General features: G+C 64.0%; 11 protein-coding genes. 6 read left to right on the forward strand and 5 right to left on the reverse strand.

Features of this window, described 5'->3' with window-relative positions:
• The first annotated feature begins 118 nt into the window (after positions 1–118).
• The 6 genes from AACH32_RS06325 (at position 119) to AACH32_RS06350 (ending at position 8,946) form a co-directional block, all read left to right on the forward strand.
• On the forward strand, positions 119–1,009 hold the full coding sequence (locus AACH32_RS06325) for a cation diffusion facilitator family transporter (protein ID WP_338605935.1): 891 nt from the start codon (positions 119–121) through the stop codon (positions 1,007–1,009).
• Positions 1,010–1,048: 39 nt separating this feature from the next.
• Positions 1,049–1,954 (forward strand): NAD(P)/FAD-dependent oxidoreductase, encoded by a 906-nt coding sequence (locus AACH32_RS06330; RefSeq protein WP_338605936.1) that lies wholly within the window; start codon positions 1,049–1,051, stop codon positions 1,952–1,954.
• A gap of 168 nt (positions 1,955–2,122) precedes the next feature.
• Entirely contained in the window at positions 2,123–4,048 is a 1,926-nt protein-coding gene (locus AACH32_RS06335) for a putative nucleotidyltransferase substrate binding domain-containing protein (RefSeq protein WP_338605937.1), read from the forward strand.
• Positions 4,049–4,080: 32 nt separating this feature from the next.
• The gene (locus tag AACH32_RS06340) at positions 4,081–4,794 is read left to right on the forward strand and encodes a 3'-5' exonuclease (RefSeq protein WP_338605938.1); all 714 of its coding nucleotides are present in this window, start codon (positions 4,081–4,083) and stop codon (positions 4,792–4,794) included.
• A 115-nt stretch (positions 4,795–4,909) separates the two neighbouring features.
• Complete coding sequence (acs, locus tag AACH32_RS06345; protein ID WP_338605939.1) at positions 4,910–6,898, forward strand: acetate--CoA ligase; 1,989 nt, start codon at positions 4,910–4,912, stop codon at positions 6,896–6,898.
• A 119-nt stretch (positions 6,899–7,017) separates the two neighbouring features.
• A complete protein-coding gene (locus AACH32_RS06350; protein ID WP_338605940.1) occupies positions 7,018–8,946 on the forward strand; it encodes a DUF294 nucleotidyltransferase-like domain-containing protein in 1,929 nt (642 codons plus the stop codon).
• A 12-nt stretch (positions 8,947–8,958) separates the two neighbouring features.
• Here the strand turns inward: AACH32_RS06350 and AACH32_RS06355 are convergent, their stop codons facing one another.
• From AACH32_RS06355 to AACH32_RS06375, 5 genes are all read right to left on the reverse strand, one after another.
• Entirely contained in the window at positions 8,959–9,789 is an 831-nt protein-coding gene (locus AACH32_RS06355; protein WP_338605941.1) for a hypothetical protein, read from the reverse strand.
• Between the two features lie 113 nt (positions 9,790–9,902).
• Positions 9,903–11,696, reverse strand: a complete 1,794-nt coding sequence (locus AACH32_RS06360) for a sodium:solute symporter family protein (RefSeq protein WP_338605942.1) — start codon at positions 11,694–11,696, stop codon at positions 9,903–9,905.
• 10 nt (positions 11,697–11,706) lie between these two features.
• Positions 11,707–11,958 (reverse strand): DUF4212 domain-containing protein, encoded by a 252-nt coding sequence (locus AACH32_RS06365; RefSeq protein ID WP_338605943.1) that lies wholly within the window; start codon positions 11,956–11,958, stop codon positions 11,707–11,709.
• Positions 11,959–12,288: 330 nt separating this feature from the next.
• Positions 12,289–12,963 (reverse strand): response regulator transcription factor, encoded by a 675-nt coding sequence (locus tag AACH32_RS06370; protein WP_338605944.1) that lies wholly within the window; start codon positions 12,961–12,963, stop codon positions 12,289–12,291.
• Positions 12,960–16,124: a PAS domain S-box protein gene (locus tag AACH32_RS06375; protein ID WP_338605945.1), complete on the reverse strand. Its 3,165-nt coding sequence runs from the start codon at positions 16,122–16,124 to the stop codon at positions 12,960–12,962. The genes AACH32_RS06370 and AACH32_RS06375 overlap by 4 nt, the downstream gene beginning before the upstream one ends.
• Positions 16,125–16,127: the final 3 nt, after the last annotated feature.

Below are 16,127 nucleotides of genomic sequence, written 5' to 3' on the forward strand. Positions count from 1 at the left end.
CCTATCATTATGGCAGCGTGCCGTGGGCATGCAAGGGGCCTGGCCCGGGGCCGTTGTTTTTCGCCGTCCCAGGGCCTAGGATATTAGGCGTATATATCATTGGAGGCGCCGACGGGCCATGGGTTTGGATCAGCAAAATCAAAGCAAGGACGGCCGCCGGGTCACCTGGGTGGGGGCCCTGGTCAACCTGCTCCTGGCCCTGGGCAAGCTCTTGGCGGGCGTCTACGGCAACAGCCAGGCCATGATCGCCGACGCGGCCCACTCCCTGAGCGACCTGGTCACCGACGCGGTGGTGCTTTTGGGCCTCCGGTGGGGGCGCAGCGATCCCGACGACCGTCACCCCTTTGGTCACGGCCGCATCGAGACCTTCTCCTCCCTGGTGGTGGGGGCGGTGCTGGCCGCTCTGGCCGTGGGCCTGGGCTACGACGCCATCTCCCAGCTCATCCGGGGGGACGAGCATCACCCCAACTGGTTGGCCCTGGCCGCCGCGGTGGCCTCCATTTTGGCCAAGGAGGCCCTGTATCATTACACGGTGCGGGTGGGCCGGAGAATCAAGAGCCAGGCAGTCATGGCCAACGCCTGGCACCACCGCTCCGACGCGCTGAGCTCGGTGGCGGTGCTTGTGGGGGTGGCCGGAGCCATGATCAACCCGGCCTGGCACAGCCTGGACGCCTGGGCCGCCCTGGTGGTCTCCCTGCTTATCCTCAAGGTGGGCGGCGCGGTGCTCTGGGACGCGCTCAAAGAGATGGTGGACACTGCTCCCTCGACCGAGGTTTTAGAGCACATCAAGCAGTGCGCCCTGGGCGTGCCGGGGGTGCAACAGGTGCACGATCTGAAGGTGCGCAGCCTGGGCGGCCGCTATCAGATGCAGGTGCACGTGGTGGTGGACGGCAACCTGAAGGTGATCCAAGGGCACGACATCGCCAAGGAAGTGGAGCGTTGCCTGGAGGAGGAATTGCAGGACGTGGACGAGGTGATCGTGCACGTGGACCCCGCTGCCGGGCAATGAGCAAGCGGCGCGCCGCGCCGGGGAAGGTTTAGAGCGAAAATGAGCCGAGAGAGCTTTGACGTGGTGATCCTGGGCACCGGCCCGGCCGGGCTGCAGGCGGCCATCCACGCGGCCCGCAAAAAGGTCGCCGTGCTGGTGTTGGGGCGCCAGCCCCAGAGCAGCCTGTACAAGGCCCACGTGGAAAATTTCTGCTGCTTGGGCAAGATAGCCGGTGGAGACCTTCTGGGGGCGGGACGGGAGCAGGCCCAAAAGTTCGGGGCCCAGATGTGGGACGAGGACGTCTTGGAAGTGACCTCCGGCGGCGAGGGATTCGTCATCAGGACCGAAAGCGGCCGGGAGGTGGCGGCCAAGTCCCTGGTGCTGGCCATGGGGATCAGCCGCAACAAGCTGGGGGTGCCAGGCGAAAAGAAGTTGTTGGGCAAGGGGGTCAGCTACTGCGTGGACTGCGACGCCGGCTTTTATCGCGGGACCAAGGTGGCGGTGGTGGGCGAAGGCTCCGCGGCCTTCAGCGGGGCCCTGACCATGCTCATGGTGGCCTCGGAGGTGCATTTGATTTATGACCAGGCCTCGGTGGAGCCCACCCTGGCCGGGCAGGTGGAGGCCGGTGGCATCTTTGTCCACTCCGGCCGCAAGGTGAAGGCCATCCTGGGCGAGAAGCTGGTGGAGGGCCTGGAGTTGGACAACGGCGAGATCCTGGAGGTGGAGGGGGTGTTCATCGAGTTGGGGGCCAAAGGCGCGGTGGCCCTGGCCGGTACCCTGGGGGTGATGATGGATCCCGAGAGCATGCAATATATCGCCGTGGACAAAAAGCAGGCCACCAACCTGCCCGGGGTGTACGCCTGCGGCGACATCACCGGGCCGCCCTGGCAGGTGGCCAAGGCGGTGGGCGAGGGTTGCGTGGCCGGGTTGGAGGCCGCCGCCTACGCCAAGGACAGGCGGGGGTAGGGGCGCTCCCCGCCAAAATACGGGTTTCCCCCCATGGCGGGTAGGTAGGGATTTTTCATAAGATATATCGAATGATTAAGGACAGAGGGCCCCTGAAGGGCCGGTGAGGCCGGGCAGGGCCGAACCGGAACCGGGCCCGCCTGACTATCCTGCTTGCGGCGAGGTGGCATGAGCGATTTTCCTCTGCCCCGCATAAAGGATTTTTTGCAGTCGGTAGTCCCCTTCGACACCATGGAGGAGACGGAACTGCAGCGGGTAGTGGGCCTGATGGACCTGGCCTATTTCCCCCGCGGCGAGGTGATCATCCGGGCGGGCGAGGAGCCTTCCAAACACCTTTACGTCATCATGAACGGTTCGGTGAGGGTGACTTTGCCTCGGCCCAGCGGGGAGGAGTTGCTCATAGACGTGCGGGGGGAAGGCGACACCTTCGGCGCCTTGAGCCTCTTGCAGGGCGAGTTGGCCTTGTTCACGGTCACCGCCCAGGAAGACCTGCTGGCCTTCACCTTGCCCGATGAGCCATTCCGGGCCCTGGTCAACGACAACCCGGTCTTCAAGCGCCACTTCAGCTTTTCCCTGGCCCGCAACATAGACGCGGTGCGCCGGGCTTCGGACCGCCACACCACCCAGATGACCGGCACCGAATCCCTGGGCCTGGACGCGGTTCTCACCGGCAGCCGGGTGCACGAGCTGATGAGCAAGAACCTGCTCACCTGCCTGCCCTTTACCCCGGTGAAGGCGGCGGCCATCCAGATGACCCAGCGCAAGGTGGGCTCCATCATGGTCTGCGAGCCGGGGGGGCGTCCCGTGGGCATCCTCACCGACACCGATCTGCGGGTGCGGGTGCTGGCCGCCGGGGTGGCTCCGGACGTGGATGTCTCCGAGGTGATGAGCCCATCGGTGAAGTCCATCTCGCCCCAGGCCTTCGCTTTCGAGGCCATGATCGAGATGGCCCGCCACGGGGTGCATCACCTGGCGGTCACCGAGGATCAGCGTCTGGTGGGAGTGATCAGCGACCACGACCTAACCATGGTCATCGGCTCCTCTCCGGTGGGGGTGATCAAGGAGGTCTACAAGGTAAGCAACCTGGAGGACCTGGCCGGGTTGCCCCGGCGCATGAACCGGGTGATGGAGACCCTGCTGCGCCTGGGGGGCAGCGCCGAGTACACGCTGGACGTGCTCAGCGAGTTCAACGACCGGCTCAACACACGCCTGATCCGCCTCACCCTGAGCGACATGGAGCACAAAGGGCCGGGGCCGCCGCCGGCGCAGTTTTCCTGGCTGGCCCTGGGCTCGGCCGGGCGGCGGGAGCAGGCCCTGGACCAGGGGCAGGACTACGCGGTGGTCTATGCCAACGTTCCCGAGGAGCGCGAGCCGGAGGTGCATGCCTGGTTCAACGAGTTCGCTCGGCGCATGGGCGAGGGGCTGTCCTCCTGCGGTTTCCAGGGCGGTCCGGAAGCGGTGATGAACGACGACCTGGTGTGTTGCCGCAGCGAGGCCGCCTGGGAGGAGTCGTTCCTGGCCTGGATAGGGGGCGGCCAGCCCCCGGCCCTGGCCATGGCGGCCAAATATTTCGATATCAGGGCCGTGTACGCCGAGACCGATTTCGTGGAGAGGCTGTGGCATAAGATTTTCGAGGCCGTGGAAAGCGAAAAGGGCTTCTTGGGGCGTCTGGCCTTGGCCGGGGAGCGGCGCCGCCCGCCGGTGGGATTTTTGCGCGAGTTCGCGGTGGAGTCGGACGGCTCCTACGCGGATCGCCTCAACCTTGAGGAGGTGGCCCTGGAGCCGGTGGTCAGGGCGGCGCGTATCTTGGCCCTGGACCAGAAGCTGCCCCAGACCAACACCCTGGAGCGCCTCGGCGGGGTCACCAGGCTGGGCCTGCTCAAAGACCGCATGGCCGAGGACCTCTACGAGGCCTTCAGCTTCATCACCCTGCTCAGGATAGCCCGCCGCCTGGATAGCGCCCAAAACGGGGCCGGCGAAGGGGCTTTCCTCGATCCGGCCAGCCTGAACAGGGTGCAGCGCAAGATGCTCAAGGAGAGCTTCCAGGTGGTGAACAAGCTGCAGGAATTCATCAACCAACGCTACGGCCAATAGCCTGCGGCTATATTGAGGGGGAGGCGTTGAAGTTGTGGCAGGCCAAACTGTTGAACCAGGCGACGCGCGCGCGCATGGCCGGCCGGCGCCTGCCCGAGGAGGCGCGGGCCAACCTGGCGGTGCTGGACGGGCTCAACGGTCGGGCTTCGGCGCTGGCTCAGCGTTTCGTGGTGGTGGACCTGGAGACCACCGGCCTGGACCACACCAAGGACCGGGTGGTGAGCGTGGGAGCCTTCCGGGTGGTGGAGGGGCGCATCCGTTTGGGGGAGGTGTTCAGCGAACTGGCCAACCCGGGGCGGGGCATCCCGGTGGAGTCCATAAAGGTGCACGGCATCACGCCGGACAACATTCGCGACGCCCGCCCGGCCTGGGAAGTGTTTCGCAATTTTCTTAATTACCTGGGCCGGGACATCGTCGTGGCCCACTATGCGCGCTTTGACATGTTTTTCTTGAATCGGGTGATGCGGGCCCAATACGGCATGCGCCTGCAAAACCTGGTTATGGACACGGTGTTGATGTGCCGGGCCGCCCTGATCGAGCCCGACCCCTATGGCCAGAAGAAAGGCGCCAAGCGCTGTAGCCTGGACGCCCTGGCCGCCCGTTACGGTTTGGAGGTCCCGGAGCGGCACACCGCCCTAGGCGATGCCATGGCCACGGCTTTGATCCTCCAGCGCCTGCTGCCGGAATTGTCCGAGGCGGGGTGGAAAACCTTGGGTGATTTGGTGCAGGTAGCCGGGGTGCAATAAGGATGGAGGAAATTTGCTATCCTGTTCCAAGCTGAGAAAAAACGCGCTTGAGGGCGCTTGATCCAGTTTGGGCCGGTTTGGTACCCGTTGTGCGATACGGGAGAAAGGACGCGTAATGGCTGACGATAAGGTTTTGGAGAAGAACGGGCTGTACTACCCTCCCCAGTCCTTTGTGGATAAAGCCCACATCAACAGCTTTGAGCAGTACCAGCAGATGTACAAGCGCTCCATCGACGATCCGGAGGGCTTTTGGGGGGAGATGGCCCAGGGCTTCCATTGGGAGAAAACCTGGGACAAGGTACTGGAGTTCAACTATCACCGCAGCAAGGGCCCCATCAGCATCGAGTGGTACAAGGGCGCCAAGACCAACATGACCTATAACTGCATCGACCGCCACCTGGAGACCAGGGGCGATCAGCCGGCCCTGCTCTGGGAAGGCAACGAACCCGGCGAAGACCGCATCATCACTTATCGTCAGCTTTATGAGCACGTTTGCAAGTTCGCCAACGTACTCAAGGGGTTCGGCATCAAAAAGGGTGACCGGGTCACCATCTACCTGCCCATGATTCCCGAACTGGCCATCTCCATGCTGGCCTGCGCCCGCATCGGGGCCATCCACAGCGTGGTCTTCGGCGGTTTCTCGGCCGAGTCCCTGAAGGACCGCATCGTGGACTCCAAGTGCAGCCTGGTCATCACCAGCGACGGCACCTACCGCGGCGGCAAGGCGGTGACGCTCAAGCAAATCGCCGACGAGGCCATGGACCACTCCGAGAAGGAGGGGGTCACCGTGCCCAAGGTGGTGGTGGTGGAGCGCGTGGGCGCGGGCAAGGGCATCGAGTGCCCCATGAAACAGGGCCGCGACCAGTACTGGCACGACCTGGTGGCTACGGCCGAGGGCGATTGCCCGGTGGAGTGGATGGACGCCGAGGACCCCTTGTTCATCCTCTACACCAGCGGCTCCACCGGCAAGCCCAAGGGAGTGCAACACACCACCGCCGGCTACATGGTCTACGTGTCCCTGACCCACAAGTACGTGTTCGACTATCACGACGGCGACGTGTACTGGTGCACCGCCGACATCGGCTGGGTGACCGGCCACAGCTACATCCTCTACGGGCCCCTGCTCAACGGCGCTCAGAGCCTGATGTTCGAGGGCGTGCCCACCTATCCCGACTCGGGCCGCTTCTGGGACGTGGTGGACAAGTGGAAGGTGGATATTTTCTACACCGCCCCCACCGCCATCCGGGCGGTGATGCGCATGGGCGACGACTTCGTCACCAAGTATAGCCGCAAGAGCTTGCAGTTGTTGGGCACGGTGGGCGAGCCCATCAACCCCGAGGCCTGGCGCTGGTACAACGAGGTGGTGGGCGACAGCCACTGCCCCATCGTGGACACCTGGTGGCAAACCGAGACCGGCGGCATCCTTATCACCCCCCTGCCGGGAGCCATCCCCACCAAGCCCGGCTCGGCCACCTTGCCGTTCTTCGGCGTGCAGCCCTGCCTGCTGGACGACGAGGGCAAGGAGGTGGAAGGCAACGGGGTGAGCGGCCGTTTGGCCATAAAGGCCCCTTGGCCCGGTCAGCTGCGCACCACCTACGGATCCCATGAGCGCTTCGAAACGGTGTACTTCAGCGACTTCGACGGGTTCTACTTCACCGGCGACGGCGCCAAGCGCGACGAGGATGGCTACTACTGGATCACCGGCCGGGTGGACGACGTGATCAACGTCAGCGGCCACCGCATGGGCACCGCCGAGGTGGAGAGCGCCCTGGTGAGCCATCCCACCGTGGCCGAGGCCGCGGTGGTGGGCTTCCCCCACGAGATCAAGGGCCAGGGCATCTACGCCTACGTGACCCTCAAGGTGGGCGAGGAGTACAGCGAGCAGCTCAAGAAGGACCTGGTGCTGCACGTGCGCAAGGAGATCGGGCCCATCGCCTCGCCGGACGTCATCCACTGGGCTCCCGCCCTGCCCAAGACCCGCTCGGGCAAGATCATGCGCCGCATCCTGCGCAAGATGGCCGCGGGCGAGAGCGACTTCGGCGACACCAGCACCCTGGCCGATCCCAGCGTGGTGGGCACCCTGGTGGAGATGAAAGGCAAGTAACTCATAAGGGCCACCGCTCCCGGCTCTTGGGGGCGGTGGCCCACGCCTGATAGTTTTGTTTTCGGGCCTTGATGGGGGGCGGGGTGGAAGTTGCCCATCCGACTGCTGCGGGAGGACGCATGGCCAGGGTCGCTTCGGCCAAAAAACCAACCCAGGAAACCTTGCTGGCCTTTTTGCTGGACACCCCGCCTTTCCAGGAGCTGGGGCGGGCCGGCCTGGAATCGGTGCTGGGCAATATCACCAGCCAGCGCTTCAAGGCCGGCGAGCTGATTCTGCAGTCCGGGCAGACCCAGGTCACCCATCTGCTGGTGATCTACCAAGGCAAGGTCCGCTTGTTTCTGCCGGGGCAGGACGGCTCGGAAAACCTGCAGGATTTGCGCGGCCCGGGCGAGACCCTGGGGGCCCTGGGCATATTTCGGGAGAGCCTTTCCAACCTCAACGCCGAGGCGGTGGAAGACACCCTGTGCCTACTTATCCCCCGCGAAGATTTTCTGCACCTTACTGAAAGAAGCGCCCGCTTTTCCCAGTTTTACTTGAAGTACCTTTCCGAACACTACGTGGGCAAGGCTCTCACGGAGCTGCGCCGCCCCCACACGGCCACCTCCAGCGAGGGCGCCCTCTATCTGTTCAGCGCCCAGGTGGGAGACCTGGTGCGGCGTCACCCGGAGATGATCGGGGCCGATCAGCCCATACAGGCCGCCGCCGCCCAACTCACCAGCGGCAGGGTGGGAGCCATACTGGTCAACGATGCCCGGGGCGAGGTGGTGGGGGTGGTCACCGACCGGGATCTTCGGCGGGTGGTCACCGACGGACTGGATCACCAGGCGCCGGTGAGTTCCGTGATGAGCACCCCGGTGCACACCATTGGCTTTCACACCATCTGCTTTGACGCCCTGCTGGAGATGCTCAGGCGCAAGGTGCACCACCTGGCCATCGAGCGCCGGGGCAAGATCGAGGGCGTGGTCAGCGGTCACGACCTCATGGTGGCCCAGGGTTCCAGCCCCTTTTATCTGCTGCGCGAGATACTAACCGCCGAAGGCTTCGACGAGATCTACGACCTCTCGCGCCGGGTGCCCCTGGTGGTGCGCTCGCTCATCTACGAGGGGGCTCGGCCGGGCAACATCACCCGCATGATCACCCTGCTCAACGACTACCTGCTGGAGCGGGTGTTGAGCCTCTTGCAGGCGGAGTTGGGCACCCCGCCCGCGCCCTATTGCTGGCTGCTCATGGGCAGCGAGGGACGCAAGGAGCAGACCTTCCGTACCGACCAGGACAACGGCCTGCTATACGCCGACCCAAAAAGCCCGGCCCACGCCAAGCAGTGCGACGAGTATTTCACCGCCTTCGCCAGCCGGGCCATCGACCACCTGGTGGCCTGCGGTTTTCCCCGCTGCCCCGGCGACATGATGGCCTCCAACCCCCTGTGGCGTCAGCCCTACACCAAGTGGCGGGAGTTGTTCGACCGCTGGATTCGCCGGCCCGAGCCCAAAGAGGTCCTTTACGCCACCATCTTCTTCGACTTCCGCCCCGGCCACGGGGAGCTGTCTTTGGGCGAACGGTTGCGCGACCACCTGACCAAACAGGTGCGCGGGCAGGATGTTTTCCTGCGCCTGTTGGCCAAGGACACCTTGACCACGCCGTCGCCTTTGACCATGTTCCGCAACTTCGTGGTGGAGAAAAAGGGCGAGCACAAGAACAAGATCGATCTCAAGACCAAGGGGCTGGTGCCCTTCGTGGACTTCGCCCGGGTGCTTTCCCTGGCCCACGGCATCAAGGAAACCAACACCCTGGAGCGGTTGCAGCTTTTGGGGGAGGGCGGGCACATCAGCCCGGAACTGACCACGGAAGCCATGCAGGCCTACGAATTCCAGATGCAGCTCAGGCTGATGCATCAGCAGCGCCTGGACGAGGAGGGCTTGCCCCCCAACAACTACCTGGACCCCAGCGAACTTTCCGACCTGGAGCGCCATACGCTCAAGGACGCCTTCGCGGTAACGGGGGAATTGAAGGCGGCCCTCAAGGAAGAGTTCCGGTTGAATCTTGGATAGGGCTTGTCCGGGCTAGGGGCCCGGCGTTGTCATGCGGCGCAACAGGGCCGCGGCTTTTTCATCGCCCTTGTCCGCCGCCTCCCGGAGAGCGGGCAAGGCGTCGCGTTTCATCTCTTGCAGCAGTAGACCGCTTTTTGTGCGGGTGCAGTCCAGAACCGGGTCCACCGAACGACCGCCCAGGCTTAGCCCCGCCACCAGGGCGGGCGCGGCCTCCATTCCCAGGTCGCGCAGCTTGTTCTGGGCGATTCGCTGATCCGCCTCGCTGCCGATGCATAGGCGCAGGATGAGATCTTTGGGCCCGGCCAAGCTCTGCCAGCCCTGGTTTTGGTACCAGGCGTCTCCGCCCAGAATCACCAGCCACAGCACCATGACCCCCAAGGCCAGCCGGCCAATCGGCGCGGGCGCGGTGTGGCGGGCCAACCACATGGTTCTTAGCACCACCAAGCCCAAGGTAAAGGCGATCAGGACCAGGACCAGCTGTGGCGACAGGAGCATCAGGGGCTCCAGGGCCTCGCCCAGGCTGTTTATGGGATTGTATTGCCAATATGCCAATAGCGGCCGCAGGAATGCGATGATGAAGAACACTATGGCCGCCAGACAGGCAGCTAGGGCGGGAAGGCCCGCCCACCAGCGGGCCTTGCGCAACAGGTAGCCCAGGGCGAACAACTCCACCGCCACGGCCAACAGCCCCCAAAACCCCAGTTTGGCGTTTTGCAGCAGGTTGGTGGGTTCCGCGGCCAGGGCCACGACCAGCACCGCCAGACCCGGCGCGGCGGCGGCCAGGCCGCCCTTGAGCAGGGTCTTGGAGGTCACCTCTTCCGGCGTCAAGATTCTTTTCTGCATGGTCCTCACTTTAGATGCATAGCGGGCCGGTGGGCAAGTCAAAAGCAGGGCGCACCGGATAGCTCCGGTGCGCCCTGGCTGGGGTTTTCACGTCTTGCGGGTCTCGTTTCTTCCTAGTGGTCCGTGGCCTCGCCGGAGCCCCTGGGGATGCGCACGCTCTCCACCAGCTCCTGGATCTCCTCAGGCGGAGCCTTGGTGAAGGAGCTGACGACCAGGGTGATCACCAGGTTGATGATCATGCCGATGGTGCCGATGCCCTCGGGGGTGATACCCAGGAACCAGTTACCCACACCCATGAACTTGGTCTGGATGATGTAGATACCGGTGAACAGGATACCCGCGATCATGCCGCAGATGGCGCCTTCCCGCGTGGTCTTCTTGTAGAAGATACCTAGCAAGATGACCGGGAAGATGCTCGAGGCAGCCAAGCCGAAGGCGAAGGCCACCACCTGGGCCACGAACGCTGGAGGGTAGATTCCAAAGTAGCCGGCCAGAACGATGGCCAAGCCGATGAAGATACGGGCCACCAGCACGCGCTGTTTCTCCGTTGCCTGCGGGTTGATGACTCGATAGTAGAAGTCGTGGCTGATGGAGGACGACACCGCCAACAGCAGACCGGCCGCAGTGGATAAGGCGGCCGCCAAACCACCGGCCGCGACCAGGCCGACCACCCAGGCGGACAGACCTCCGATCTCCGGGCTGGCCAACACCATGATATCCCGGTCCACGTAAAGCTCGTTTTTGTTGTCGGTGACCTTATTGTTCAGCAGGGGCTGGCCGTACTTGCCCAGTACCCGCTTGCCGTCGGCGATCTTGAAGTTGGGACGGCCCACAAAGGCCGCGCCCGGACGGTATTGAATTATGCCGTCTCCGTTCTTGTCCACCCAGGCTACCAGGCCGGGCTTTTGCCAGTTGGTATACCATTGGGGCCGCTCAGAGTATGGCTTGTCCTCCAATGTGTTGATCATGTTATAGCGGGCGAAGGCCGCCACCGCCGGAGCGGTGGTGTAGAGGATGGCGATGAACAGCAGGGCCCAGCCGGCGCTGGCCCGGGCCTGACGCACGCCGGGCACCGTGTAGAAACGGATGATGACGTGGGGCAGACCGGCGGTGCCCACCATCAGGGCGAAGGTGATGCACAGCACGTTGAGCATGTTGGTGTTCACCGTGGCGAAGGTCGCCGTGTACTGCACAAAGCCTAAATCTTTAGCTATGATGTTCAGGGTGTCCAGCAGGTACTTGCCCGCGTCGGCGTGGCCGGCGGCGATGGTGCTGCCGAAGCCGATTTGGGGAATGGGGATCCCGGTGACCTTCATGGAGATGGCGATGGCGGGAATCAGGTAGGCGAGGATCAGCACGCAGTACTGACACACCTGGGTCCAGGTGATTCCCTTCATGCCGCCCAGGGCCGCGTAGATGAACACGATACACATACCGATGATGACACCGGTGTTGATGTCCACCTCTAGGAAGCGGCTGAAGACCACGCCCACGCCGCGCATCTGGCCGCAGACGTAGGTGTAGGACACGAACACGGTACATGCCGCGGCCACCAGGCGGGCCGCGTTGGAATAGTAACGGTCGCCCACGAAGTCGGGCACCGTGTACTTTCCAAATTTACGAAGGTACGGAGCCAGCAGCAGGGCCAGCAGCACGTAGCCGCCGGTCCAGCCCATCAGGTAGTAGGCCCCCGGATAGCCGAGGAAGCTGATGAGTCCGGCCATGGAGATGAAGCTTGCCGCGCTCATCCAGTCCGCGGCCGTGGCCATGCCGTTGGCCACCGGCGGCACGCCCATGCCGGCGACGTAGAAGCCCTTGGTGTCGGACACGCGGGACCGCCACGCCACGTAGATGTAAAGGGCAAAGGTGAATCCGACGAATATGTAAGTCCAACCTAGAATACCCATGGCTTACCCCCTATTCATCCACGTCGTATTCGCGGTCTAGCCTGCGCATCAACTTGCAGTAAACAAGGATGAGCAGCACGAATACGTAGATGGAGCCCTGCTGGGCGAACCAGAAGCCCAGGGGGAACCCGCCCAAGTGGATAGTGTTGAGCGGGTTGACCAAGATGATGCCCAGGCCATAGGACACAAAGGCCCATATGGCCAACAGCCAAATCATGATGCGAATGTTTTTGCGCCAATACTCCTTTAAATCTTTACTCACCTAGCCCTCCTTTCCCGAGAGTCGTAACTTACCCGGCTCCGTGGGGATGGCTGGCCCGTGGCGGCGGTATTGAAGGGCTATGGCGGCGGGCGATGGGGCGGGAAGCGGCTATATGAAAGGGGCCCGCCGTCGTTCGGAGCCCTTCATCGGTGGGGAGCGTCGTTGCACGCGACGCCCCGAGCCTGTTACGGCCGCTGCTAATGCGAGGCCAGCTTCCCTGAGCATCATGGTAGGAAAACGGCCCGGGGGGGGGCCATGGGGGGAAACCCGTAAATAGGGGGGGAATGGCCCTACTTTTTCACAAAGTAGGCGGCTGGGGGCCCGCTAGTGCTAATTTTCCCATAGTTGCGGGTCGATTATGCCGATACGGATGGCCATTTTGACCAGTTCCAGGCGGTCCTTGAGCCCCAGCTTCTTCATTATGTTGGTGCGGTGCTTTTCCACCGTCTTGGGGCTGACGCAGAGCACGTCGGCGATCTGATTGGTGCTGTTGCCCTCGGCCACCAGGCGAAAAACCTGCTGCTCGCGCTCGGACAAAAGATCGTAGCCCTTAACCGCCGGGGCCTGCTTGCGGCTGTCCAGGTAGGCGTTCACCACTTCGGCCTTGATCTTGGAGCTGAGGAAATACTCCCCCTGATGGGCGGCGCGCACCGCCTTGATCACGTCTTCGGTGGGCGAGGCCTTGAGCACGTAGCCCAGGGCGCCGCCGTCCAAGACCCGGTGCACGAAGGTGTCCTTGCTGTGCATGGTCAGCACCACCACCTGGCAGGAGGGCACCGCGTCCTTGATCAGGTTCACCGCCTCCAGGCCGCTGACCCCGGGCATGCCGATATCCAACAGCAGCACGTCCGGCCGGAGCGTCTTGGCCATTTCCAGGGCTTCCAGGCCGTCGCCGGCCTCGCCCACCACCTCCATGTCCTCCTGGGCTCCCACCAGTTGGCGGATGCCCTCGCGCACGATGGCGTGGTCGTCGGCTATGAGAACCTTGATGGTTTTACGGCTCAAGCTTCCCTCCAAATCCGGGGCAGGTCCTCGGGGGCCGGTTCGCTTTCCAGGGGAGGCCGCTCCGGCAAGGCCACCCGTATGGTGCAGCCCTTGCCTGGCGCGGAACGGATGTCTATGGAGCCGCCCACCGAGGCCACGCGCTCGCGCATGCTGATCAGGCCGATGCCCTGGCGGCGTTCCAGGCTGGGGTGCTGCTCAGAGGGGTCGAAGCCCCCGCCTTTGTCGCTAATGACCATGATGGCCGTGGGATGGCTGTAGGTCAGGTTGATGCTCACCCGGTCGGCCTTGGCGTGCTTGACCACGTTGTTGAGCGCCTCCTGCATTATACGATACAAGACGATCTCCACCCGTGGGTCAAGTCTTCTTTTAAATCCAACCGCTTCGAATTTTATCTCCAGGGGGGCTCGCTGGGCCAGTTCGCGCACGTACCACTCCAGGGTGGGGATGAGCCCCAGGTGGTCCAGCATGTCCGGCCGGAGGTCGCTGGAGATCTTGCGCACGTTTTCGGCCAACTCCTCGATGGTGTTGGTCAGCGACTCGCAGCGAGCCTGCTGCTCCTCGAGTTGGGAGGGCAAGGAGCCCGCCAGGGAGCGGACTCCCAGGTGCAGGGCGCTGAGCGACTGGCCGAACTCGTCGTGCAGGTCGGCGGCCAGGCGTTTGCGCTCCTCTTCGCTGCCCTGGATAAGCCTTCGGGAAAGCTGGCGAATTTCGTCCTCGTGCCGCCGCCGCTCGGTCACGTCGCGCAGGTAGGCCAGGTTCACGGTGCGCCCCTTGTACAAAACGCTGGTGGCGCTGACCGCGATGAACAACGAGGTGCCGTCCTTGCGCAGTCCCCTGAAGTCGTAGCGGGCCACGGCCGGGCGGCCGTCACGGCCGGTGGCGCTGATTTCCACCACCCGTTCCCGGTCCTGGGGGTGCACGATGGCGGTGAGGGAGCGCCCCACGATCTCCCGCCGGGAGCGGTAGCCGAACATCTCGGCGAACTTGTGGTTCACATACCACAGGGTGTTGTCCTTGATGAGCACCACCCCGTCGTTGGAATATTCGATGGCCGTGCGGTAGCGCTCCTCGCTTTCCCGAACTTGCTGCTCGGCCAGCTTGCGCCGCAATATCTGGTTTTGCAGCTCCACCACCTTTTCTTCCAGCTCCTCGGCGTGGCGGTTGGCCAACTCGTGGCGCTCCTGCAAAAAATTGATGCGCCGCTTGAGATCCTCGGGCCGGGCCCGGAGGCCGGCCAGGATTTCGCCGTAGACCTCGCTCAACTCCTGGCTTTCCCTGGGGGTGAACACCCCGGCCGAGGCCAGGGCCCGGTGGGCCCCGGCGGTGCCCACCACGCCGGCCAGGTTTTTCTCCACCTCGTTGTACAGCTCGGCCAACTCGGTGATGGAGATGCGCTCCCGGTCCATGAGGCCGGTTTCGCGCAGGCATTTTTCGGTTACCGCGGCCGCCCCGGCGGCCTCGAAATAGCGCAGCAAGAGGTTCTCGATGCGCCGCCGCTTGTCGGCCAGGCTTATGTAGGCCTCATGGCGGCCGCCCCGGCTCAGCACCGTCTCGTCGATGAGGGCTCCCACGAAGGCCTCTGCGTCGCGCTGGGTCTCCTGCTCCGGGCGCTGGGTCAGCGAGCCCAGGATGTACAGCCCCAGGTTGGCCAGCAGGCTCCAGAACACGCTGTGGCTCACCGGGTCCATGCCGCTGACTCCGAACAGCTGCTCGGGCCTGAGGAAGCTCAGATGCCAGGGGCCCTCGTTGAGCAGGTGGAGGGAGAACCAGCCGCCGGTGATCAGGGCGGGCAGCAGCATGGTGTAGGCCCACACCAAAAAACCGGCCGTGAGCCCCCACATGGCCCCCCGGCTGTTGGCCTGGCGCCAGAAGATGCCGCCCACGATGGCCGGGGCGAACTGCAGCACCGCGGCAAAGGAGATGATGCCGATGTTCACCAGCATCACCTGGCCCCCCACCAGGCGCTCGAACCAATAGCCCATGAGGATGAAGCAGGTCACCGCCAGCCAGCGGGACTTGAGCAGGTGGCGCTCGATGAAGCCCAGGGCGGGAATCCAGTCCACCAGGGGCAACAGCAGGTGGTTGCTGATCATGGTGGCCATGGTCATGGAGGTGATGAGCACCATGCTGGTGGCCGCGCTGAACCCGCCCAAAAACACCAGCAGGGTCAGCAGGGAATGGCCGCTGCTCAGGGGAAGCTGCAACACGAAGGTGTCCGCCTGTTCCAGGGGCAGGCCGCTGACCAGCCCGGCCAAGGCGATGGGGTAGGCGAAGATGGTGATGAGCAGCATGTACAGCGGGAACATCCACATGGCTTTTTTGATGTGGTCTTCGTTTTGGTTTTCCACCACCGCGATGTGGAACTGACGGGGCAGGAAAAGCACCGCGCTGCCCGCCAGGATCAGATAGCTGCCCCAGGTGATGAAGCTGATGCTCTGGGGCTTGAGCTGGGCTCCCCGCGGGGTCTCGGTCAGGGCGGCGTATCGGGTGAAGATGTCGCCGAAGCCGTCGAAGAGCTGGTAGACCACGAACACCCCGGCGGCCATGAACAGCACCAGCTTGACCAAGCCCTCGGCGGCCACGGCCATGACGATGCCTTCGTGGCGCTCGGTGGGGTCCAGGCGGCGCACGCCGAAGATGATGGTGAACACCACCATGAGGGCCATGACGATGGGGCCCACGTGGCTGCCGATCCAGGCGCTGGCCACACCGGTGTCCTGGGTGATCATGTCAAAGGTGGTGAGCACCGCCTTGAGCTGCAGGGCGATGTAGGGCATGGTGCCCACCAGGGCGATCAAGGTGGCCAGGCCGGCCAGGGGCACCGATTTCTCGTAGCGGGCCCCGATGAAGTCGGCGATGGAGGTGATGTGGTGGTTGGTCTTGATGCGCACCAGCTTGCGCAACAGCCCCCACCAGAAGATCACCACCATGGTGGGTCCCAGGTAGATGGTCATGAACAGCATGCCGCTGTTGGCGGCGTAACCCACAGAGCCGTAGTAGGTCCAGGTGGTGCAGAAAACGCTGAGGCTCAGCGCGTAGACCAGCGGGTTGTTGACCACGCTGCGCCCGGCCGCCTGGCGGCGCTCCGCCCAAACGGCCAGGGCGAAGATGAGGCCCATGTAAAAGCAGAAGACGCTTATGACCGTCAGGCTCTCGAACATGAG

Source organism: Desulfoferula mesophila (assembly GCF_037076455.1).
GTDB classification, from domain to species: domain Bacteria; phylum Desulfobacterota; class Desulfarculia; order Desulfarculales; family Desulfarculaceae; genus Desulfoferula; species Desulfoferula mesophila.

Bases quoted from the DNA above. Each gene is read 5' to 3' on its own strand.
- AACH32_RS06330 (WP_338605936.1), top strand. From the start codon at position 1,049: ATGAGCCGAGAGAGCTTTGACGTGGTGATCCTGGGCACCGGCCCGGCC.
- AACH32_RS06375 (WP_338605945.1), bottom strand. From the start codon at position 16,124: ATGTTCGAGAGCCTGACGGTCATAAGCGTCTTCTGCTTTTACATGGGC.
- AACH32_RS06325 (WP_338605935.1), top strand. From the start codon at position 119: ATGGGTTTGGATCAGCAAAATCAAAGCAAGGACGGCCGCCGGGTCACC.
- AACH32_RS06355 (WP_338605941.1), bottom strand. From the start codon at position 9,789: ATGCAGAAAAGAATCTTGACGCCGGAAGAGGTGACCTCCAAGACCCTG.
- AACH32_RS06350 (WP_338605940.1), top strand. From the start codon at position 7,018: ATGGCCAGGGTCGCTTCGGCCAAAAAACCAACCCAGGAAACCTTGCTG.
- acs (WP_338605939.1), top strand. From the start codon at position 4,910: ATGGCTGACGATAAGGTTTTGGAGAAGAACGGGCTGTACTACCCTCCC.
- AACH32_RS06335 (WP_338605937.1), top strand. From the start codon at position 2,123: ATGAGCGATTTTCCTCTGCCCCGCATAAAGGATTTTTTGCAGTCGGTA.
- AACH32_RS06360 (WP_338605942.1), bottom strand. From the start codon at position 11,696: ATGGGTATTCTAGGTTGGACTTACATATTCGTCGGATTCACCTTTGCC.